Genomic DNA, 20,231 nt, shown 5'->3' with positions numbered 1-20,231 from the left:
ACTTAGCGAAAGAGGAGGACGCGAAACACCGTGTCAGTCATCCGAAGCGGGTACAGCACGAGCGTGTCGAGGCTGAACTGCGACTCGCCCTCGTCCCGGATCGGCATCTCTATCGATACTTCTTCGATGCGGTGGCCGCGCTGGGCCGCATCGAGCGTCTGTTCGACCGCCCAGTGGTTGTCCGAGCGGTGGAGGATGTCCTCTAAGGCCGACACGCGGTAGACGCGAAAGCCGCTGGTCACGTCGGTGATGTCGATGCCGCCGAGTTTGCGGACGACGGTGGTAAAGAAGGTGATCCCCAGCCGCCTGACCAGCGGGTAATCCTCGATGCTCTCGTTCAGGTAGCGGCTGCCGATGACCATGTCCGCGTCCTCCGCGTGGTCCAGCAGGGTCGGAATCTTCGCCGGGTCGTGTTGGCCGTCGGCATCGACCTGCACGACGAAGTCGTAGTCGTGCCGAATCGCGTACTGATAGCCCGTCCTGACGGCCCCACCGACACCGGTGTTGAACACATGCGTGACGACGTGTGCACCGTGCTTCCGGGCGACGGCTGCGGTGTCGTCAGACGAGCCGTCGTCGACGACGACGACCTCGTCGACGTGCTGGCTGGTCCCGTCAATCACCGACCCGATGGTGCTCGACTCGTTGTACGCGGGGATGACGGCGACTGTTCGCACTGGTGGAAACGCCGCTAGCAGCGAACTTAGAATTGTCGTTCTCTGGAATTGTCTCAGTCCTCCCTGTCGCCCTTCTTTGACCGCTCAGGGCACGGTATACAGACCTCCCAGGGTCACAGCCGACTGCAGGCCGAACGGCCGGACTGGTTCCGGCTCACACACGCGGTGCGGAATGCCCACTCTCAATCTTCGTTCCCCGAGGGGAGCCGTACTCGACATCAGTCATGATGAATAGGGCAAGAATGAAAACACACCGCGCGGTACGTACTGGCATGAGTGTCGAGCAGGAGCAGACGGAACGGACCATCAGGTGTCTGGTGGCGAAAGTCGGACTCGACGGTCACGACCGGGGCGCACACGTCATCGCGCGGGCGCTCCGAGACGCCGGCTTCGAAGTGATATACTCGGGACTCCACCGAGCACCCGACGAAGTCGTGCAGGCCGCCGTGCAGGAGGACGTGGATGTCGTCGGCATCTCCATCCTCTCGGGGGCGCACAACACGCTCGTTCCAAAGATTCTCGACGGACTGAAGGAGTACGATGCGTTCGACGACCGCCTCATTCTCGTCGGCGGCATCGTTCCGGACGACGATCAGGAAGAACTCCGCGGGCAGGGCGTCGACGAGATATTCGGTCCGGGCGCGTCGATGGAGGAGATGATCGACTACATCCACCAGAACGCGCCCGAGCGATGAGCGACCTCGTCGCTGACCTGCTTGCGGGCAAGCACAGCGCTCTCGCCAGGGTCATCACGAAGATAGAGAACCGCTCGCCGGGGTATCGGGAGATAATTTCCGACCTCCACCAGCACACCGGGACAGCCGACGTGGTCGGCGTCACCGGCAGTCCCGGCGCGGGCAAGTCCACGCTGGTCGACAAGGTCGCAGCGATCTACCGCGAGCGGGGCCAGACTGTCGGTGTCATCGCTATCGACCCGTCCTCGCCGTTTTCCGGCGGCGCAGTACTCGGCGACCGGATACGAATGGCCTCGAACGCCGGCGACATGGACATGTTCTTCCGGTCGATGTCCGCTCGCGGCTCGCTGGGCGGGCTGTCGACGGCGACGACCGACGCCGTGACTGCGCTGGACGCCTTCGGCAAGGACAAGATCATCGTCGAGACGGTCGGTGCAGGCCAAAACGAGGTCGACATCGTCCGCACGGCCGACACCGTCGCCGTGCTCGTGCCGCCGGGGAGCGGCGATGACGTGCAGATGCTCAAGGCCGGGATCCTCGAAATCGGTGACGTGTTCGTCGTCAACAAGGCTGACCTCGACGGAGCCGACCGGACTGTCCAGCAGCTCCGGGAGATGCTTCAGGGACAGAGCGGACGACCGAACTCCGGCCATCACGGCGCGACTGAACTCGCAGCCGACGACGCCGAGGCAGACGCCGAGGAGAGCGACACGGGGACGTGGGACCCCCCAATCGTGGAGACGGTGGCTAACCGGGGCGAGGGCGTCGAGGACTTCCTGAACGCGCTGGCCGACCACGGGGACTATCTGGACCGAACCGGCCGACGAGAGGGGCAGGCACGGGAGCGATTCGCCGCCGAGATCCGAACCCTGCTCCGGGAGGACGCAAACGAACTACTGGTCGATGAACTCGACCGCCGCGGCGGTATCGAACAGTACGTCGACGCTGTCATCGAGCGCCACACCGACCCGTACACCGTCGTCGACGAGGTTCTCGCGCCGCTCCGGGAGTGTCTCGACGAGCCTCGCGACGAGAACTGAGTTCGGGACTGTCGCGTCCGCGGCTACGGTTGCCCGCGACGATAGCGACAGTCATCTGACGCTCGTCCAGCATGTATAACATACTCGGGGCTCCAAGTCATCAATATGAAACTCCGCAAGGCGCTCGGTGCGGTCGTCGGAGCGGTCGGTGCGACAGCCGCTGCCAACCGCGTGCTGCAGTCGCAGGCCGGTGCGTTCGAACCGATGCTCGAGGGGGAACAGGGGACGTACCGCTGGCGCGGGTTCGATATCGCGTACACTGAGGCTGGCGACCCGTCGGACCCGGACCTCGTGCTGTTTCACGGCATCAACGCCGCTGCCAGCAGTCACGAGTTCCACACGGTGTTCGACACGCTGGCGGAGGAGTACCACGTCATCGCGCCTGACCTACCGGGTTTTGGGCACACAGACCGCCCGCCGCTGCTGTACTCGGCCTCGCTGTACACAGCCTTCGTCCGCGATTTCATCGAGGACAACACCACCGACGCGACCGTCGTCGCGTCGTCTCTGACAGGGGCATACGCCGCCAGCGCGGCACAGGAGGTTGAGGTGAAGGAACTTGTCCTCATCTGCCCGACAGACACTTCGATGGGGAACCGCACCGTCTGGCTCCGATCGCTGTTGCGCGCGCCCGTCGTCGGCGAGGCAATCTACAACCTCACCGTCTCGAAGCCCTCCATCCGCCACTTCCACGCTGACCACGGGTACTACGATATGGACAACCTCACCGACGCAGTGGTTGACTACGAGTGGCAGAGCGGCCACCAGCCCGGTGCGCGGTTCGCGCCGGCGTCGTTCGTCTCCGGCTTCCTCGACCCGGAGGACGACCTCGGCGAAGTACTGGCAAGCCTCGACGTGCCCGTGACGCTGGTCTGGGGTGAGGATGCCGACATCACACCGCTGTCGAAGGGTCGTGACCTGGCCGAACAGGCGGACGCGATGCTCGTCGTGTTCGGTGATTCGCTGCTCTTGCCCCACGTCGAACACCCCGGTGAGTTCGTCGACGTGGTCCGCGACAGAGTGACGTCGGTAACGGTCGAGAACTGAGTTAGCGCGGCCGGAACACGACGGCTCTCTCGCCGGTCGTCACGCGCTCGCCGACATCGATGCCGACCACGTCGCCGATAGCGACGTCGTCAGGGTCCACGCCGCGGACGAGTCCCGTAACCGAAACCGGGCCGAAGTCGGCGATGGCGGTGACGTAGGGCGCGTCGTCCTCGAACTGTGGCGTCGGGACGGTAATCGTCGTGTGGCTCGCGATTTCGCCGGATTCTGGCAGATCGACCGCCGAGAGTTCCTGGTCGTGACAGCGCGGGCACACCCGCCGTGGCGGCAGCCAGCCGTGGCCGTTCGAACATTCGAGGTAGTACCCGTCACCAGATTCGATGCTGTCGAGCCACGCGTCGTACTCGCCATCCTGTGCGGATTCAGTCATTCTTGTACCTCCATGACGTGGACAGTCGTAGACGCGACCGTACCGCCCGCGTTGTGTGCGACACCGACGGTGCTGTCCGGGACGGCGTCGGCCCGCGGATGCGACCCGTCGAGAAGCCAGGCAACGGTCGCCAGTTGGGCGACGCCGGTCGCGCCGACCGGGTGACCCTTGGCTTTCAGCCCGCCCGAGAGATTTATCGGGCGGTCGCCATCGCGGGTCGTCTCCCCGTTGCGCGCCGCGGCGATGCCCTCACCGCGCTCGTAGAAGCCAAGCGATTCGATTGCGAACACTTCAGCGATGGTGAAACAGTCGTGGACCTCGGCGAAATCGACATCGTCGGGACCGACGCCGGCGTCGCCGTACGCCTCTTCGGCGGCCTTGTCGGCGGCGGGCGTCTGTGCCAGATGTGGACGGTCCTGTAGCGCGAGATTGTCGCCGCCCTGCCCGGTCCCGGTGATGGCGACCGGGGCGTCCAAGTTGTGTTCCTCGGCGTAGGCCTCCGTCGTCAGGACGGCAGCCGCGGCCCCGTCAGTAATCGGACAGGAGTCGTACAGGCCGAGCGGGTCCGCAATCGTCGGGGCCTCCAGCGCGTCCTCGATCGTGATTTCCTGCTGAATCTGTGCGTGTTCGTTGACCAGGGCGTGTTCGTGGTTCTTGACGGCGACGTGAGCGAGATCCTCGTGGGAGCCGCCGTACTGGTCGAAGTACGACCGGGCCATCAGCGCGTACGCCCCGGGGAAGGTCATCCCGGCACGGACCTCGTAGAGGTCGTCGGCGGCGATGGCGAGCGCGTCTGTCGCCGCTGCCGTCCCGATGTTGGTCATCCGTTCCGCGCCGCCGACGACGACGACCTCCGCCTCGCCGTTCCGGATCGTCTTGACGGCTTCACGAACGGCTGTCCCGGCGGATGCACAGGCCGCTTCCACGCGGGTCGCCGGAACGTCCAGCCCGATGGCCTCGGCCATCAGCGGGCCCTGGTGGCCCTGGTGTTCCGCGAGTTCGCCCATGAAGTTGCCGTAATAGAGCGCTTCAGCGTCCTCCGGGTCGATTCCAGCCTGCGAGAGCGCTTCGAGTCCGGCCTCGGCGAACAGGTCTCGGCCGGTCCGTTCGGGGTGTTTCCCGAACTGTGTTACGCTAGCCCCGGCAATACGTGGGTCTGACATTATCACCCAGTGCGCGCTGACGGCTTAAATGCCTACTGCTCGGATGCTTAATTAGCGCATATTCACCTGCTTAAACGCCTGCAAACGGGATATGCGTTCTCAGCCAGAAGTACTTCTCACAACGGAATTGTAGCCCACAAGGGAACTACGTCGAATCAGTTCACAATTTCGGCGATACGCTGTGGCTCTCCTGACAGCGCTGGTTCCGGCTCGACCATCTGCAACACCTCGTGGTCGGTGACGTTCGGATACGACTTCTGGATAGCATCCTCGATGAGGGCCTTTTCGAGGCGGAACTCCGTCCCCTCGTAAACGACATCCACGCCCTGTTCGTCAAACGACAGTACAGTCATACCACGAATTACGCACGGCACGAATAAAAGGATAGTCTCTCGTGTGGCCACGTCGATTCGGAGACCGCGCAGCGAACACGTGCTCGGAACAGCTGAGCAGGACCGCTACGAGTCGCCGTCGCTCCCAACTCGGATGACCTGTAGCAGAGAGTACACCGGGACGCCGCGGATGTCGCCGACACCGCGCTTGTCAGCCAGCACGACGCAGGCCACAGGGTTGCCGCCCTGTTCATGGATTGCATCGATTGTCTCTCCCATCGTCTTGCCACTCGTGATAGTGTCGTCAACGACGTAGCAGTCGCGGTCCCGGATCTGCGCGAAGTTCCGGGAGAACGAACCGTCACTGGTCTCGCTCTCGTCGTCGTCCCACTGGTGTTTGGTCGGGGCGTACGTCCCGAGGTCTGTTTCCAGTTCCCGCGCAACAGTCGTCGCGAGCGGCGCGCCGGCCTTCTCGATGCCGATAGTAAGGTCTACGTCGTCGCCTTTCTTCGAGAGCAGGTCCGCCATCGCTGCGCCCGCGTGATACAGCCGGTTGCTGTCACGCCCGACAGCGGACCAGTCGACGTGGATGTCGTGGGGACCGCCGTCGTCGCTCGTGTCCGGTTCCGTGCCGGTGCCGCTGCGTTCGACAAGCCAACTTGCCGTCTCCCGTGAGACGTTGAGCTCGTCAGCAATCTCGCCCTTAGAGAGGCCACGCTGTGCCAAGTCGGACGCGCTGTCGACGAGGTCGTCGATGTTCTTCATATCATCATCTCCGTGTGCGAGGATTTAATAGGCAGTGTTCTTCGGCCACCGAAATATATTTACAACAGCAGTTGTAGTATTCTACTGGCTGGGTACATTCCCCCTGCAGTCCGGAACTATGTGAGGCCGCTGTTTGGTCACATCGTTCCCACCACCCCCAACCCGGCCGACGGTAACTGTCTGCCACGCAGCATGGTTGTCCACGGGACCGCACGCACCAGCGGTCAGGCGGGACCTCCCCCCGTCCGTTGTCTACTGGCTCTGCGCTCCGAGCCCGGAGTGCGTCCTGCATGCCGACTAGCCAGTAGATCCCCAGCTTTGAGTGACTGGTTTCAGGTATCGCTCAGTTCAAACGTGTAGAGTCGCTGCTCGCAGGTCGGACAGACCAGCGTCTCATCGGGGTCCTGACGCGGTCCAAGATGGCCGCCACAGCACGACACTGACGATGACTCGACTAGTTCGGAGTCACAGACCGGGCACCTGTCGAGGAACATCCGGAACGCCTCCGCGCCAGCGACTCTGAGCCGCTCGTCGTCGAGACGCTCGCCGAGGACCTCGTAAGCTGCGAGTTCGGCGACGACGACTGGACGAGGAAGGAGCTGCGCGTGGTCCGTGCCGAGTGCGAGCCACTCCGCGTCGTCGACGTACGGTTCAGCAGCGTCAACTCCCGGTAGCGACGCCTGCAGCGCCGCGGCGAGGGCGTCAAGTGAGTCGTCGGCCAGCTCGTCCATCCGCTCGTGCCACGCCGCGTCTACAGCCGTCGTGAGAAACAGTTGTTCACCCTCGGCTTCGATGACGCCGGCTGCCGAAAGCTCCCGGAAGACGGTTTCGCCGTCCATCTCGACGTCGTCGGCCAGCGACTCGTTTTCCCGTCGGGTCACGTCTTCTTGGGATGTGTCCCCCTGTGCTGGCTCCGCGTGGAACCACTTGTCCGGAACCGGTGATGCCGCCACCAGCCGCGGGGCAAATTCGGGCGTGTACGGGACCAGATACCCTCGGAAATAGACGATCGCGACGCCGACAACAGCGACCAGTAGGCTCGACCGCGGACGGTCACGCCCGCGCAGAAGCATGGCAAGCGCTCCAACGAAGCCAAGATTCAGTACCGTACACGGCCAGCACCTGTTTGCCCCGGTGTAGGACTCGTCTCTGAAGGTTTCGAGTGCGTCCATCGGAGTAGGACTGTTCTGTGGGGATTTCCGGCTCATGTTTTGACAACGATATGCAGTCCCAAAATTCTTTAACAACAGCTGTGGTATGAACTGTCATGAACGATTCCTCGGTGACATACACCACGCTCGGGTCGACAGGGCTCGACGTGTCCGAACTCTGTCTCGGAACGATGAACTTCGGAAGCGCCGAGCCCTGGATGCTAAATGACGAGGACGAGAGCCGCCGAATACTCGAACGAGCGCTGGATCTGGGTATCAACTTCTTCGATACAGCCAACGCGTATTCGAACGGCGAGAGCGAGCGGATACTCGGCGATGCTGTCGACTCCGCCCGACGCGACGAACTGGTCTTGGCCTCGAAGGTGTACTTCGACATGCACGACGGGCCGAACGGCAGCGGGCTTTCGAAGAAACACATCATCGACCAGTGTCACGCCACGCTGGACCGCCTCGGCGTCGACTATCTCGACCTCTACCAGATCCATCGGTGGGACGACGACACGCCAATCGAGGAGACATTGGACGCGCTGACGTACCTCGTCGACGAGGGGCTGGTCCGCTATATCGGCGCCAGTACGATGGCCAACTGGAAGTTCCAGAAGGCGCTGTACACCGCGGACATCGAAGGGTACGAGCGGTTCGTCTCGATGCAGCCGGAGTACAACGCCGTCGACCGCCACGAGGAGGCGAACCTCCTGCCGGTGTGTGAGATGGAGGGTGTCGGCGTCATCCCGTGGTCGCCCCTGGCCGGCGGCTTCCTCGCCGGGAAGTACGAGCGCGGCGACGACCTCGCCGAGGGACGGGCGAGCACGGACGAGTACACGGCAAACCGGTTCAGCGACGAAAACTGGGCGGTCCTCGACGAGGTGCGGGCGATTGCCGACGCGAAGGGCGCGACACCGGCACAGGTCAGCCTGGCGTGGCTCTGCCAGCAGGATGTCGTCGACGCGCCGATAATCGGCCCGCGGACGATGGACCAGCTTGAGGAGAACGTCGGAGCGCTCGACGTCGACCTGACCGACGAGGAGTGTGCCCGAATCGAGGCCCCAAAACAACCGCAGTGGCCCGTCGAGGGCAAGGACTAATCAGTGACCTCGATGGATAACCATGCACGTTAACTGCGTACTCAGTTTCCCTGTATACACATGGACGACAGCGAACTAACCGATGTCCTCGAAGATGCCGGTCTCTCTCCGTACCAGGCGGAGGCCTACGTGGCGTTGCTGGGGCTGGGGACCGCATCGGCGACGGACATCGCCGATTCCTGTGACGTTCCGGACCCGCGGATATACGACGTGCTCAGGGATCTTGAGTCGAAGGGGTATATCGAGACGTTCCAGCAGGATAGCCTGACTGCTCGGGCGCGAAATCCCGACGTAGTGCTTGAGGACCTGCGGTCACGGTCGAGCAAGTACCTCGACGCGGCCGAGACCATCGAGGAACGCTGGAACCAGCCCGAGATATCCGAGCACGAGGTCAGTATCGTCAAGCGGTTCGAAACGGTCGTCAGCCGGGCCCGGGAGCTCATCGAAGCGGCGGAAAACCAGATTCAGGTCGGCGTGAACCCCGAGCAGTTCTACGCGGTCCGGGAAGAACTCATCGCCGCCCACGACCGCGGCGTGAACATCAAACTCAGCATCTGTACGAGTCCTGACGAGGAAGTCCCGCCGCTTTCCGACATCGAAGGGACCTGTACGGAGGCCCGGAACCGCGAGATTCCGGCCCCGTTTTTCGTGCTTGTCGACCGGACCTGGACGTGTTTTGCGCCTCACCACGACTCGGTCAACGAGTACGGTGTGCTCGTCAAGGACCGAACTCACACCTACGTCTTCCACTGGTTTTTCCTGACCTGTCTGTGGGAGATCTGGGACACACTGTACACCGAGCGGACGCCGGAAACCCCGACGACGTACGTCGACCTCCGACACGCTGTCCGCGACATCGAACCGCTGTTGAATGAGGACGCGATTATCGAGGCTACCGTCGAGGGGTACGACACGGAAACGAAGGAGTCGGTCGATCTGACCGGGCGCATCACCGCCGTCGACTACACCGGCAGTAGTATCGGACGGACGGATCCGGTCCCGCTTGCACAGATGGCCGGCCGAATCAGCGCGACGCTGGCCACCGATAGCGGAACGTACGAAGTCGGCGGCTGGGGGGCCGTCATCGAGGAAATCGAAGCGACCGAGATTACAATTACGGACGTCACGTACGAGTGACACAGGCGCCGTTTTTCGGGATTAGTAAACTTTCGTTCAGTTTGCGCGTTTGAGGGCCTCCGTGTAGCAAACGGCTGTTTGACTTATCCGTGCATATATATACTGAAAGATTTATACAATGGCTACTAGTCAAAAATATATCACGTCCACTGGGCTGAGGCCGACAGTTAACAACACCTGTGGTTAATTATGGACAACCTTTAAGGTGCGTCCGGGATAGCTCAGAATAGATATGTCGGACAATGGCACAAGCGGCGAGCGGAACTCAACAGGCGTCTCCCGGCGACGGTTCGTCCGTGCCGCCGGAGCAGCAGGTGTTGTCGGTGGACTAGCAGGCTGTGCTGACTTCGTCGGTGGTGGCGACGGTGGCGGCGGTGGCGGCGGTGACGGCGGATCGACCGGTGACGGAAGCGGCGGGGAGGCGACGACCGTGCAGTGGGGCTTCGACCCGGTGGCCGTCCAGAACAACGGCCCCGCAATCAAGCAGGCTCTCCACGACAACGGCCTGCCGGACTCCATCGAGATCGAATTCGTCCCCCGTGACCAGGACACCGGTGCGGCTCGGGCGAACTACAACCGACTGCTCTCGGCCGGCGAGACGAACCCGGACATGTTCCTGATGGACAACGGCTGGACGAACATCTTCATCCAGCGGGGACAGCTCCAGAACCTCTCCGAAACGCTGCCGGAGGAACTCCTCTCGGATGTCTCGGACAACTACTTCTCGGCGTTTACCGACACGGCTCGGAACCCGAGCAACGGGAACCTGTACGGCGTCCCGGTGTTCCCGGACTTCCCGACGATGCAGTACCGCAAGGACCTCGTTGAGGAAGCCGGCTACAGCCCCGAGAGCAACAACTGGGCGACCGAGCCGATGACCTGGGAGGAGTGGTCGAACATCGCGGCGGACACCTACGACAACGCCGACGTCGACTTCGGTTTCACCACGCAGTGGGACATCTACGAGGGGACCTCCTGCTGTACGTTCAACGAGGTTATGTCCTCGTGGGGCGGCGCGTACTTCGGCGGCCGCGACAACCTCTTTGGCCCCATCGGCGACCGGCCGATCACGGTCAACAACGAAGAGGTCATCAACTCGCTCAACATGATGCGGAAGTTCGTCCACGGCGAGGACTTCGGCGGCCAGTTCGAGGGGTACGGCGGCGGCTTCACCCCGACCGAAATCCTCGGCTGGAAGGAGGAAGACGCTCGCGCGCCGTTCGTCAACGGCAACGCCGTCTTCCACCGGAACTGGCCCTACTCGCTGGCACTCGGCGGGCGTGACCCAGAGGAAACAGAGGATCCGGCGCTCGGCGAAAACCTCGGTGCGATGCCGATTCCGTACGCCGTGCCCGAAAGCGAGGCGGCACAGCCCGGCACGGGTGGCTCCACGGCTGCGCTCGGTGGCTGGCACATGACGGTCAACCCCAACAGTGAGAACACAGACGCCGTGACGCAGGTCATTCGCGCCGCGATGCAGCCGGACTTCCAGCTCACGCTACTGTCCGTTCAGGGATGGCTGCCGCCGCGGCCCGAACTGTTCAACTCCAGCGAGGCCCAGAACGTGCCCGTCGTTGGCCGGTACATGGACACCCTGCAGGTCGCCGGTAACAACACGATGCCGCGCCCGGTGACGGCTGTCTGGAGCGACCAGTCCAGCAAGATCGCACAGCAAGCGAACCGCGCAGTCGGTCAGGAAGCCTCCTCGGCCGACGCGATGGCGACGCTTGAGTCCGCGCTGGAAGAGACCGAGCAAACCTGAAGCCACAGGCAAGCGTTACAAAACCATCCCTGTGATTATTTACCATGACACATTCAAACGACGGACGGAGGTAACCAAATGAGTACAGAAACCGGCCGTGAATCCAGACGCTCGGGGGCACTCGTCAGCATGATGCGGTGGATGGAGAACCTCAGCGACACGCAGTACGCGTATCTGCTGTTGATTCCCGTGTTCGTACTCTTGGGTGTCGTCGCGCTGTACCCGCTGTTGCGGACCTTCGAGCTGTCGCTGTTCGCGCTCTCGGCGGACTTTTCGAGCACTACCTTCGTCGGCGCTGGGAACTACATCGAGCTGTTCACCGGCGAGAAAAACCGGTTCCTGCCGGGCGGAACGACGTTCCTGCCCGAAGGACTTGGCATGAGTGCGTTGTTGAACAGCGCACTGGTCGTCACAATAATCTTTGCCGTCGTGAGCGTGCTCTTCGAGACGCTCATCGGTCTCGGGCAGGCGCTCATCCTTGACCAGGACTTCTACGGCCGGCGGTGGATTCGGGCGGCGATCATCATCCCGTGGGCCGTCCCAATCGTCATTCAGGGGATGATCTTCTTCCTGATGTTCAACTCGAACGTCGGGTTCCTGACGCCACCGCTTGCTGACCTCGGCCTGCTCGCGCCGACGAACACGCTCAACGACACGCCGAGTGCGACGTTTATCATCATCGTCGCCGACATCTGGAAGACGTCGGCGTTCATGGCCCTGCTCATTCTGGCTGGGCTGCAGAGCATCGACCGGGGCCTGTACGACGTGGCGAGGGTCGCCGGGGCGACGAAGTGGCAGCAGTTCAAGCTCATCACGTTCCCGCTCATCCTGCCGACTATCGGCGTTGCCGTGCTGTTCCGGTCGGTACAGGCGATGCGGGTGTACGGCATCATCGACACGGTGTCGAGCTGTACCGTCGTGCCATCGCTGTCGTGTATGGTCGTCGCGACGTTTACCACCCGCGAGGGGACATCCGCGGCCATCGCGTTCGTGACGGCCGCCATCATCGGGACGGTCGTGATGGGACTCATCGTCTGGCAAGGGGAGGACGCGATCTAACATGGCGACGCCAACTGACACCCAAGAGCAGTCGAGCGACGGGCCGCTACAGCGGTGGACACAGAGCGCCATCAAGAACCCGGACAAGGTGTACCGGGCGCTGTTCTACGCGGCGATGGTGTTTTTCCTGGTGACGACGCTGTTCCCCTTCTACTGGCTCGTCGTGTTGGCGGTGACCCCCGAGGGGAACTTACTCGCCGGGAGCTTCCTCCCCACGGTGAACCTCTTTGGCGTCAGCGGGACGTTCCCGCTGCCGGTCCCTAAGGGGTTCAATCCGGGTGCGTTCGTCACCGTCTTCGAGCAGGTTCCCTTCCACCTGTACATGCTGAACAGCTTCGCGCTGGCGGTCACGACGACGGTCATCGTGCTGTTCGTGGCGAGCCTCGCAGGCTACGTGTTCGGCCGTCTCCGATTCCCCGGCCGCGCACTGCTGATGCTCGGTATCCTGGCGATCAGCTACTTCCCGCCGGCTGCGTTCGTCATACCGCTGTTCCAGGCGTTTGCCGGCAACGCGCCGATTACGGTACCGTTCACGTCCATCCCGCTGTTTACCCCACCGCGGCTGCTGAACACGCCGGGGTCGATGGTACTGCCGTTCAGCGCGCTGTTTATGCCGCTGTCCATCTTCATCCTGACGACGTTCTACGGCCAGATTCCGGACGGGCTGGAGGACGCCGCGCGGGTCGAAGGAACGACGCGACTGGGCGCGCTGTTCCGCGTCATCATGCCGCTGTCCGCGCCGGGCGTGGCGACTGCGGCCGTGCTGACGTTCATCGCCGTCTACAACGAGTACTTCTTCAGCTCTATCATGGCGACCTCGCCGGAGGCGGCCAAATGGTCGCCTATCGTCGGCGGGATTCTCAGCTACCAGACCCAGTACACGACCCAGTTCAACCTCATGGCGGCCGCGAGCATCGTCGGGGTTCTCCCCGTCGTCATCCTCGTGATCGTCGCACAGGAACGCATCGTCAGCGGACTGACCTCAGGCGCACTCAAGGAGTAACACAATGGCACGAGTACAACTCGAACACGTGACGAAACGCTACGACGACCAGGGTGACGTGGTCACCGCGGTCGACGACATGAACCTCGATATCGCCCACGGCGAGTTCATCTGTTTTGTCGGCCCATCCGGCTGTGGGAAGTCGACCACGATGGAGACCATCGCCGGGCTCACCATCCCAACCGAGGGTGAGATATACATCGGCGACCGTGAAGTGACGAACCTGCCACCGAAGGACCGCGGCATCGCGATGGTGTTCCAGAACATCGCGCTGTTCCCGCACATGGACGTGTACGACAACATTTCCTTCGGGCTGCGGTTACGGGATTACCCACAGGACGAGATTGACCGTCGGGTCGAGCGGGCCGCGGATATCGTCCAGCTAGAGGGGATGCTCAACCGGATGCCCGAGGAGATGTCCGGCGGACAGCGTCAGCGCGTCGCTATCGCCCGCGCCATCGTGCGCGAGCCCGACGTGTTCCTGATGGACGAGCCGCTGGCAAACCTCGACGCGAAGCTCAAGGTCCACATGCGGACGGAACTCCAGCGCCTGCACAAGGAGCTGGACACGACCATCATCTACGTGACCCACGATCAGGAGGAGGCGATGACGCTGTCCGACCGTATCGCCGTCCTCGATTCGGGGCAGCTCCAGCAGATCGACCCGCCACTGACCTGTTACAACGAGCCGGACAACCTCTTTGTCGCCGGGTTCATCGGCTCGCCGTCGATGAACTTCGTCGAGGGGACGGTCACGGAGGACGCCCTGGAGACGCCGAACTTCTCGCTTGCGTTCAACCCATCGTCCATCGAAGGTGTCGGAGTTGGTGACGACGTGACGCTGGGTATCCGCCCAGAGGACATCTATCCGGGCGACCTCAAGTCGGAGGTCCCTGACCCATCGGGAATGATTACCGCGAGGACCGACATTCTCGAACCCATGGGCGACGAGATATTCGCCTACCTGCTGCTGGGCGACGGCGAAACGTCGATGTCGCAGGAACTGGCGACGAACGACCAGCTACTGATGAGCATCGACCCCGACTCTGATCTCGAAGAAGACGATGAGATCGGGGTCGTCATCGACCGACGGAACGTCCACCTGTTCGACTCGGCCACCGGCGAGGCGATTGTCCACGACCTCATTCCGTACGAGGCCGAAAGCACTGCATCAAGTAGCGAAGTAGAATCAGACGACTGATATGAGCAGCCACCTCGCGATGCTGTACTGGAGCGGGATGCTCGTGCTGTTTTTTTTCTGGGCCTACGGTATCGTGTCGTTCGTCCTCGACCTGAAGAACAAAATCGTCCCCGGCATCATCCAGTATCGGCGCGGCCGGCGGCGAGAGAAGGCCAAGCAGAAACAGGAGGAGGAACGCGAAGAGCGTGAACAGCAGTTGTATTAATCCGCTTCCGGCCGCACTCTTCGAGAATCATGACTGAGACCGTTCGCATAGGCATCATCGGACTGGGGAACATCGCGGATATCCACTGTACGAACCTCCGTCAGCTCGACCAACCGGTCTCGATAACGGCGGGCGTCGACGTCGATGCCGATGCGCGCCGCCGGTTCGCCGAGACGTACGACGCGGCAGTGTACGAGGAGGCGTCGGCGATGTTCGGGTCCGTCGATGCCGCGCTGGTGACGACGCCGAACAGATACCACGAGCAGTACGTCGTAGCGGCGCTTGAGGCGGGCTTGGACGTGCTCGTCGAGAAACCACTTGCACACACGCTCGAAAGCGCCGAGCGGATCGCCGCGGCCGCCAAAGCGGCAGACGGGTTCTGTATGGTCGGCTTCCACAACCGCTTTGCCGACCCGGTTCAGACGCTCGTGGGCTACCGCGACGCGGGCGACATAGGCGATGTGTCTCATATCGAGGCGAACTACATCAGGCGTCGCGGCGTCCCAGGACGAGGGTCATGGTTCACGCGCAACGACGTGGCCGGCGGCGGCTCACTCATCGACATTGGAGCCCACGCTATCGACCTGTCGCTGCACGTTGCCGGTCATCCAGCCGTCGTGGAAGTGTCGGGTGACACCCGCGCCCAGTTCGGCGTCGACGAGGAGTACGCGTACGTCGAGATGTGGGGCGCGGACCACGGTGCAGCCGAGTTCAGCGTGGACGATTCCGCGAGTGCGTTCATCCGCTGTGATGACGGCACGACGATATCCCTGGAGGTGGCGTGGGCGGCGAACCGGCCGGACAGTCAGGAGTACTACGTCCGCGGAACTGACGCGGGCGCAAAACTCGACCTCGCGGACCAGTCGCTGACACTGTTTGAGACGGCCGACACCGGCCGGATGCACCATCGGACGACCGATGTCGAGACACAGCGGTCGGACCCACAGCGAACGGAGCAGGAACGGTTCGTCTCTGCGGTTCGGAACGGGTCGCCACCGTCGGTAAACACCGTCGAGCAGGCGCTGCGAGTCCAGCGCGTGATGGACGGAATCTACCGCTCCAGCGAAACTGGCGCGGCTGTCAGCGTCAGCGAGACAGAGACCTGAAGAAAGACTTAATCCCCAGTGTTCTCACTCTCTGCCTGGCATGAAAGTGATTGGTGTTACGCGGGACGACGACGGCCCACAGCTCATAGAGCGGGAGCGACCGTCGCCTGACCCGGGCGAGGCACTCGTCCGGACACTCCGCGTTGGTGTTGACGGCACAGACCACGAAGTCCTGAACGGGTCCCACGGCGGGTTCCCCGACGGGGCGGACCATATGGTTCTCGGACACGAGGCGGTCGGCGTCGTCGAAGAGCCCAATGGCACGGGGCTCGAGGCGGGGCAGGTCGTCGCGCCGACTGTCCGGCGGAAACCGAACGGCGAAACGAACGAGTATTTCCGTCGGGGGGAACCCGACATGGCTCCGGACGGCGAGTACACGGAACGTGGCATCGTCGGCGACCACGGCTTCATGGCCGAGTATTTCACCTCGCCGGCAGATTTCCTCGTCCCCGTCCCGGAAGCGGTCGCGGACTACGGCTTTCTCGTCGAGCCGCTCTCGATTACCGAGAAGGCAAACGAGCACGCCTACGCCACGCGGGAGCCATTCGATTGGCGGCCGGAGTCGGCCTGCGTGCTGGGGAACGGTTCGCTCGGACTGTTGACGCTGTGGATGCTTGAACAGGAGTACGACCGGACGTACTGTGTCGGTCGGCGCGACCGGCCCGACCCGACGGTCGACATCATCGACGAGATAGGCAGCACGTACGTCGATTCCCGTGAGACGCCGGTGGATGAACTCCCGGAGACCTACGAGGCGATGGACTACGTCTACGAGGCAACCGGGTTCGCCCCGCACGCGTTCCAGACGGTCAAGGCGCTCGACCAGAACGGGGTCGGCGTGTTGCTCGGCATCCCGGAGCCGTGGGAATTTGAAGTCGATGGCGGCTCGCTCCACAACGAGATTGTCCTGCACAACAAGTGTCTCATCGGGACTGTCAACTCACACGTCTCGCACTTCGAGGACGCCGTCGAGACCTTACAGGACCTTCCGGAATGGCTGCTCGACGATCTGGTCACGACGGTTACCGACCCGGAGCACGTCGAGGCGGCCTTCACAGACGGGGACGACCAGATAAAAGCAGTCGTCGAGTTCGATTCGCTGTAAGTCCCCGGGCCGAACCGCGCCCGAGCTTTTTTGTCCCAATATACCCGGATAGACCTCATCTCAAAGCGGATATGTCGGGTAAATGTAATCTCACAGATGTAAGATAGTGAGGTATTTACTCACATACGATTAATTTGTTCGCCCGCTCAAACCCGAGAAATCGTGGGATATAGATGATTTACCGGGATCGATACGAATGTCAAATGGTGACTTTTGCTATACAGAAGTATTAAGTGCGAATCTTCAATAAGGAATTATGAGGTATTGGTGCAACCATGACTGACGACAACTCAAATAAACGGTTGACGCGGCGTAACGCTCTTCGGATTGCTGGCGCAGCAGGTGCGGCCTCGCTGGCTGGCTGCGGTGGGAGTGACGGTGGTGATGGCAGCAGCGGCGACGGCAGCAGCGGTGACGGCGGCGACGGTACCAGTGGCGACGGCAGCAGCGGTGAGGACAGTACCGACAGCGGGCCACAGTATGGGACGCTCGAAGTCGCCCACTGGTGGGGCGAAGGCGACGGACTCGAAGCGATTCAGTCCGTTATGGACGCCTTCAAGGAGCAACACCCCGACGTTCCGTTCGACGAGAACCTCATCGCCGGTGGTGCGGGTGACAACCTGCAGGCGAACATCCGGACACGGGTGCAGAACGGCAACCATCCGAGTACGTGGCAGTCCTGGCCCGGAAACAATCTGCTCCCCTTCACCGATGCGAACCTGCTGAAGGACATCGGCGACTCCGTGTGGTCAGAGAACAGCATGGAGGACGCATATCTCCAGGGTGTCAAGGACGCGGCCCAGCCCGCAGGGAACTACGTGACGGTCCCGCTCAACATCCACCGGATCAACAACCTCTTCTACAACGTCGAGGTCGTCGAGGACGCCGGGGTCGACCCGACAGCCCTCGAAACGCCGTCTGACCTCGTCGACGCGCTGGCAACGGTCAGCGATGCTGGCTACACCGGAATGGCACACCAGACCGGTGCGCCGTGGTCCAGCTTCCAGATGTTTGCGACTGTTCTCCTCGGCGAAACGGACGCCGAGACCTACAGCGCTATCTTCGTCGACGGTGAGGTCGACGCCAACAGCGACGCTCTGGAGTCGGCAGTCGAGACCACACAGTCCTATCTCGACTACATCCCGAGCGACGCCGGTTCGATTTCCTGGACCGAGGCCAACAACCAGGTCATCAACGGCGAAGCGGCGTTCCTCCACCAGGGAGACTGGGCGGCCGGAACGTACATTACGAACGACCTCGCGTACGGCGAGGAGTGGGACCACGTGACGTTCCCGGGTACCGACGGTTACTACGCACTCAACATGGACTCGTTCCCGTATCCGGTCAACAACCCGTCGCCGGAAGCGACTACGCTGTGGTGCCGGTTCGTCGGCACGGCCGAGGCACAGGAGATCTTCAACCCGAAGAAGGGGTCGATTCCGCCGCGAACTGACGTGAACACCGACCCGTTCAACGACTTCTCCAAGGATCAGATAGCAGACTTCCAGAACAGCGATGCTCAGCCGCCGTCTGTGGCACACGGCCTGGCCGCACCGCCGGCAGTCAAGTCCTCGCTCGAATCCGCTATCTCATCACTGAACTCCGGTGCTGCGCCCGCAGATGTCGTCTCTCAGATCTCCAACGCCTACTAAACCACACCGACAGCGCACATTTTTCGCCGTGGCGACTCGAACAATCGAGTCTACAGGGTAGCGGGTCGCTGTGATGGGACAGCGAACGATAGCGGAGAGGCACGCGCCTGGTCCTGAAACTGTCTGCTGAAGAGAGTGCCGAAGTTCTTAGTACTCGACTCGCAAACGCCCCACTATGTCTAGTGACGACTTGGAAGCATCGCTCGAACAGGTAATTGCGCGGTTCAATCTCGGCGAGTACGAGATTTCAGCCTACCTGGCCGTGTTACAACACGGTGAGCTGACAGCGTCGGAGATATCGGAGAACACGGACATTCCACAGCCGCGAGTGTACGATACGGTCCGGAGCCTCAGCGACGTCGGGCTGGTCGAACTCAAGGAGTCCCGGCCGATGAAAGTTCTGGCTATCGACCCGCGGGAAGCCTTCGAGGGGATACAGGACTCACTCGATGATCTCGTCGACGACCTCTCTTCGCGCTATACGGCTCCTGCACGGGAGCCCGAAGCCGTCTCACTCGTCAAATCTCGGCCGACGATACTCCGGTACCTCGAAGATATCATCGAGACGGCCGAGTACGAACTGACGCTGTCTCTGACCCCGGCCCTGCTGGAGCGGTTCGAAGACAGACTCGCGGCCCGGAAGCAGTCCGGCATCGCTATTGAAATTCTCATTTCACCGGGTGTGGACGCGCCCGACCCAGCGCGGTTCGATTACGAGTCCATCGCGACCACGGTGAAGGCCCGCCGCGGTATCACGACACCGGTCGTCGCCGTCGCCGATGGGAACTACTCGATGTACGCGACCCGTGAGAGCGTCCGCGGTGACACGGACCGATACGGCGTCATCTTCAATCGGTCGGAACTCGGGTTCCTGGTCTCCGGGTTCCTCAACACGGTGCTGTGGACGACTGCTGAAACGATCGCCAGCGACGGAGACGGGCTGCCGTTCCCGCGCCGCTACGGGACGATCAGGCGCTGTATCTCCGATCTGGTAACGCTGGACGGGGAGTTCTACGCGACTATCGAGGGCCGGGATGTCGAGACAGGCGACCACCGGGTCGTTGAAGGCAAAGTTGACCAGGCGTCGTTCAGTTCGAACCGCGAGGTCGCGACGCTGGTCGTTGAAACGGCTGACGGGCCGGTCGAAGTCGGTGGGCAGGTCGCTGCCTTCGAAGATATCGAGGCCTACGAGATTCGGATCGGGACAGACGAACCGCCCGAGAACTGACCCATTACTATCGGCCGAGGCTGGTTTTCACGGTGACTGCCAGACTGCGGACAGTCGATACGGAGCCAAGAGACAGTAGTCCGTAGTAAATACCTGCCTGGACGAGGCGACAGCGGAGACAATGAGCACCGTGGGCGGGCAACCCACGGTGATTGCATGACCCTTCGGGCTGGCGATATATGTCAGAGGCACGACATCGCCCGGCCCGAACGTGGCAACTCCACAAGACCAACGTGCTCCATTGCGTTCAGCGGGGACGTGGTCTTACGTGGACAGCAACAGTCTCTGCGTCGTGAGCGATAAAAAAGATGGACACATTGGCTGCAATAATATCCCATGCCCGAGAGAATAGTGTCCTATTCGAAGAGAATTCCGTTACAAATGGAAACTGATATGTGCGAAAACTATG

20 protein-coding genes are annotated in these 20,231 nt (G+C 62.2%); 14 read left to right on the top strand and 6 right to left on the bottom strand.

Features of this window, described 5'->3' with window-relative positions:
* Nucleotides 1-2 precede the first annotated feature (2 nt).
* The gene (locus tag DVK00_RS15620) at nucleotides 3-677 is read right to left on the bottom strand and encodes a glycosyltransferase family 2 protein (protein WP_101350103.1); all 675 of its coding nucleotides are present in this window, start codon (nucleotides 675-677) and stop codon (nucleotides 3-5) included.
* A gap of 272 nt (nucleotides 678-949) precedes the next feature.
* Between DVK00_RS15620 and DVK00_RS15615 the strand changes: the two genes are divergently transcribed.
* From DVK00_RS15615 to DVK00_RS15605, 3 genes are all read left to right on the top strand, one after another.
* Complete coding sequence (locus DVK00_RS15615; RefSeq protein WP_064288077.1) at nucleotides 950-1,372, top strand: cobalamin B12-binding domain-containing protein; 423 nt, start codon at nucleotides 950-952, stop codon at nucleotides 1,370-1,372.
* On the top strand, nucleotides 1,369-2,412 hold the full coding sequence (gene meaB, locus DVK00_RS15610) for a methylmalonyl Co-A mutase-associated GTPase MeaB (RefSeq protein ID WP_121577975.1): 1,044 nt from the start codon (nucleotides 1,369-1,371) through the stop codon (nucleotides 2,410-2,412). Before DVK00_RS15615 ends, meaB begins: the two co-directional genes overlap by 4 nt.
* 105 nt (nucleotides 2,413-2,517) lie before the next feature.
* The gene (locus DVK00_RS15605; protein WP_101350101.1) at nucleotides 2,518-3,459 is read left to right on the top strand and encodes an alpha/beta fold hydrolase; all 942 of its coding nucleotides are present in this window, start codon (nucleotides 2,518-2,520) and stop codon (nucleotides 3,457-3,459) included.
* 1 nt (nucleotide 3,460) lies between these two features.
* On the opposite strand, the gene DVK00_RS15600 is transcribed toward DVK00_RS15605, so the two are convergent.
* The 5 genes from DVK00_RS15600 to DVK00_RS15580 all read right to left on the bottom strand — a co-directional run bounded on the left by DVK00_RS15600 (nucleotide 3,461) and on the right by DVK00_RS15580 (nucleotide 7,315).
* Nucleotides 3,461-3,847: a Zn-ribbon domain-containing OB-fold protein gene (locus tag DVK00_RS15600; protein ID WP_050007222.1), complete on the bottom strand. Its 387-nt coding sequence runs from the start codon at nucleotides 3,845-3,847 to the stop codon at nucleotides 3,461-3,463.
* Nucleotides 3,844-5,010: a thiolase domain-containing protein gene (locus DVK00_RS15595; protein WP_101350100.1), complete on the bottom strand. Its 1,167-nt coding sequence runs from the start codon at nucleotides 5,008-5,010 to the stop codon at nucleotides 3,844-3,846. The genes DVK00_RS15600 and DVK00_RS15595 overlap by 4 nt, the downstream gene beginning before the upstream one ends.
* Before the next feature lie 155 nt (nucleotides 5,011-5,165).
* Complete coding sequence (locus DVK00_RS15590) at nucleotides 5,166-5,363, bottom strand: DUF5800 family protein (RefSeq protein ID WP_004518030.1); 198 nt, start codon at nucleotides 5,361-5,363, stop codon at nucleotides 5,166-5,168.
* A 105-nt stretch (nucleotides 5,364-5,468) separates the two neighbouring features.
* Nucleotides 5,469-6,107 carry a transcriptional regulator GfcR gene (gfcR, locus tag DVK00_RS15585; protein ID WP_101350099.1) on the bottom strand — a complete coding sequence of 213 codons (639 nt, stop codon included), beginning with the start codon at nucleotides 6,105-6,107 and terminating at the stop codon, nucleotides 5,469-5,471.
* Between the two features lie 332 nt (nucleotides 6,108-6,439).
* Nucleotides 6,440-7,315, bottom strand: coding sequence for a hypothetical protein (locus DVK00_RS15580; protein WP_121577974.1), 876 nt, complete (start codon nucleotides 7,313-7,315; stop codon nucleotides 6,440-6,442).
* 59 nt (nucleotides 7,316-7,374) lie between these two features.
* On the opposite strand from DVK00_RS15580, the gene DVK00_RS15575 reads away from it, so the two are divergent.
* The 11 genes from DVK00_RS15575 to trmB all read left to right on the top strand — a co-directional run bounded on the left by DVK00_RS15575 (nucleotide 7,375) and on the right by trmB (nucleotide 19,822).
* Nucleotides 7,375-8,364: an aldo/keto reductase gene (locus tag DVK00_RS15575; RefSeq protein ID WP_101350097.1), complete on the top strand. Its 990-nt coding sequence runs from the start codon at nucleotides 7,375-7,377 to the stop codon at nucleotides 8,362-8,364.
* A gap of 60 nt (nucleotides 8,365-8,424) precedes the next feature.
* Nucleotides 8,425-9,501 (top strand): TrmB family transcriptional regulator, encoded by a 1,077-nt coding sequence (locus DVK00_RS15570; protein ID WP_121577973.1) that lies wholly within the window; start codon nucleotides 8,425-8,427, stop codon nucleotides 9,499-9,501.
* A 232-nt stretch (nucleotides 9,502-9,733) separates the two neighbouring features.
* Complete coding sequence (locus DVK00_RS15565; RefSeq protein ID WP_101350095.1) at nucleotides 9,734-11,263, top strand: extracellular solute-binding protein; 1,530 nt, start codon at nucleotides 9,734-9,736, stop codon at nucleotides 11,261-11,263.
* A gap of 78 nt (nucleotides 11,264-11,341) precedes the next feature.
* A complete protein-coding gene (locus DVK00_RS15560; RefSeq protein WP_121577972.1) occupies nucleotides 11,342-12,322 on the top strand; it encodes a carbohydrate ABC transporter permease in 981 nt (326 codons plus the stop codon).
* 1 nt (nucleotide 12,323) lies between these two features.
* Nucleotides 12,324-13,325 (top strand): carbohydrate ABC transporter permease, encoded by a 1,002-nt coding sequence (locus tag DVK00_RS15555; protein ID WP_101350093.1) that lies wholly within the window; start codon nucleotides 12,324-12,326, stop codon nucleotides 13,323-13,325.
* A gap of 4 nt (nucleotides 13,326-13,329) precedes the next feature.
* Entirely contained in the window at nucleotides 13,330-14,526 is a 1,197-nt protein-coding gene (locus DVK00_RS15550) for an ABC transporter ATP-binding protein (protein WP_101350092.1), read from the top strand.
* Between the two features lies 1 nt (nucleotide 14,527).
* A complete protein-coding gene (locus DVK00_RS15545) occupies nucleotides 14,528-14,731 on the top strand; it encodes a hypothetical protein (RefSeq protein ID WP_101350091.1) in 204 nt (67 codons plus the stop codon).
* A 29-nt stretch (nucleotides 14,732-14,760) separates the two neighbouring features.
* Nucleotides 14,761-15,837: a Gfo/Idh/MocA family protein gene (locus DVK00_RS15540; RefSeq protein ID WP_101350090.1), complete on the top strand. Its 1,077-nt coding sequence runs from the start codon at nucleotides 14,761-14,763 to the stop codon at nucleotides 15,835-15,837.
* A gap of 40 nt (nucleotides 15,838-15,877) precedes the next feature.
* Entirely contained in the window at nucleotides 15,878-16,942 is a 1,065-nt protein-coding gene (locus DVK00_RS15535; protein WP_121577971.1) for a glucose 1-dehydrogenase, read from the top strand.
* Between the two features lie 275 nt (nucleotides 16,943-17,217).
* Nucleotides 17,218-18,594: an ABC transporter substrate-binding protein gene (locus tag DVK00_RS15530; protein ID WP_101350088.1), complete on the top strand. Its 1,377-nt coding sequence runs from the start codon at nucleotides 17,218-17,220 to the stop codon at nucleotides 18,592-18,594.
* Between the two features lie 175 nt (nucleotides 18,595-18,769).
* Nucleotides 18,770-19,822, top strand: a complete 1,053-nt coding sequence (trmB, locus tag DVK00_RS15525; RefSeq protein ID WP_053968214.1) for an HTH-type sugar sensing transcriptional regulator TrmB — start codon at nucleotides 18,770-18,772, stop codon at nucleotides 19,820-19,822.
* Nucleotides 19,823-20,231 lie beyond the last annotated feature (409 nt).

Origin of the sequence: Haloarcula sp. Atlit-47R (assembly GCF_003665985.1) — an archaeon.
GTDB lineage: Archaea > Halobacteriota > Halobacteria > Halobacteriales > Haloarculaceae > Haloarcula > Haloarcula taiwanensis.
This window is presented reverse-complemented; position numbering and strand designations above follow the sequence as displayed.

What these genes read in the sequence shown, in the direction of transcription:
- DVK00_RS15615 (WP_064288077.1), top strand. Translation starts at nt 950, where the DNA reads ATGAGTGTCGAGCAGGAGCAGACGGAACGGACCATCAGGTGTCTGGTG.
- meaB (WP_121577975.1), top strand. Translation starts at nt 1,369, where the DNA reads ATGAGCGACCTCGTCGCTGACCTGCTTGCGGGCAAGCACAGCGCTCTC.
- DVK00_RS15605 (WP_101350101.1), top strand. Translation starts at nt 2,518, where the DNA reads ATGAAACTCCGCAAGGCGCTCGGTGCGGTCGTCGGAGCGGTCGGTGCG.
- DVK00_RS15600 (WP_050007222.1), bottom strand. Translation starts at nt 3,847, where the DNA reads ATGACTGAATCCGCACAGGATGGCGAGTACGACGCGTGGCTCGACAGC.
- DVK00_RS15595 (WP_101350100.1), bottom strand. Translation starts at nt 5,010, where the DNA reads ATGTCAGACCCACGTATTGCCGGGGCTAGCGTAACACAGTTCGGGAAA.
- DVK00_RS15590 (WP_004518030.1), bottom strand. Translation starts at nt 5,363, where the DNA reads ATGACTGTACTGTCGTTTGACGAACAGGGCGTGGATGTCGTTTACGAG.
- gfcR (WP_101350099.1), bottom strand. Translation starts at nt 6,107, where the DNA reads ATGAAGAACATCGACGACCTCGTCGACAGCGCGTCCGACTTGGCACAG.
- DVK00_RS15580 (WP_121577974.1), bottom strand. Translation starts at nt 7,315, where the DNA reads ATGAGCCGGAAATCCCCACAGAACAGTCCTACTCCGATGGACGCACTC.
- DVK00_RS15575 (WP_101350097.1), top strand. Translation starts at nt 7,375, where the DNA reads ATGAACGATTCCTCGGTGACATACACCACGCTCGGGTCGACAGGGCTC.
- DVK00_RS15570 (WP_121577973.1), top strand. Translation starts at nt 8,425, where the DNA reads ATGGACGACAGCGAACTAACCGATGTCCTCGAAGATGCCGGTCTCTCT.
- DVK00_RS15565 (WP_101350095.1), top strand. Translation starts at nt 9,734, where the DNA reads ATGTCGGACAATGGCACAAGCGGCGAGCGGAACTCAACAGGCGTCTCC.
- DVK00_RS15560 (WP_121577972.1), top strand. Translation starts at nt 11,342, where the DNA reads ATGAGTACAGAAACCGGCCGTGAATCCAGACGCTCGGGGGCACTCGTC.
- DVK00_RS15555 (WP_101350093.1), top strand. Translation starts at nt 12,324, where the DNA reads ATGGCGACGCCAACTGACACCCAAGAGCAGTCGAGCGACGGGCCGCTA.
- DVK00_RS15550 (WP_101350092.1), top strand. Translation starts at nt 13,330, where the DNA reads ATGGCACGAGTACAACTCGAACACGTGACGAAACGCTACGACGACCAG.
- DVK00_RS15545 (WP_101350091.1), top strand. Translation starts at nt 14,528, where the DNA reads ATGAGCAGCCACCTCGCGATGCTGTACTGGAGCGGGATGCTCGTGCTG.
- DVK00_RS15540 (WP_101350090.1), top strand. Translation starts at nt 14,761, where the DNA reads ATGACTGAGACCGTTCGCATAGGCATCATCGGACTGGGGAACATCGCG.
- DVK00_RS15535 (WP_121577971.1), top strand. Translation starts at nt 15,878, where the DNA reads ATGAAAGTGATTGGTGTTACGCGGGACGACGACGGCCCACAGCTCATA.
- DVK00_RS15530 (WP_101350088.1), top strand. Translation starts at nt 17,218, where the DNA reads ATGACTGACGACAACTCAAATAAACGGTTGACGCGGCGTAACGCTCTT.
- trmB (WP_053968214.1), top strand. Translation starts at nt 18,770, where the DNA reads ATGTCTAGTGACGACTTGGAAGCATCGCTCGAACAGGTAATTGCGCGG.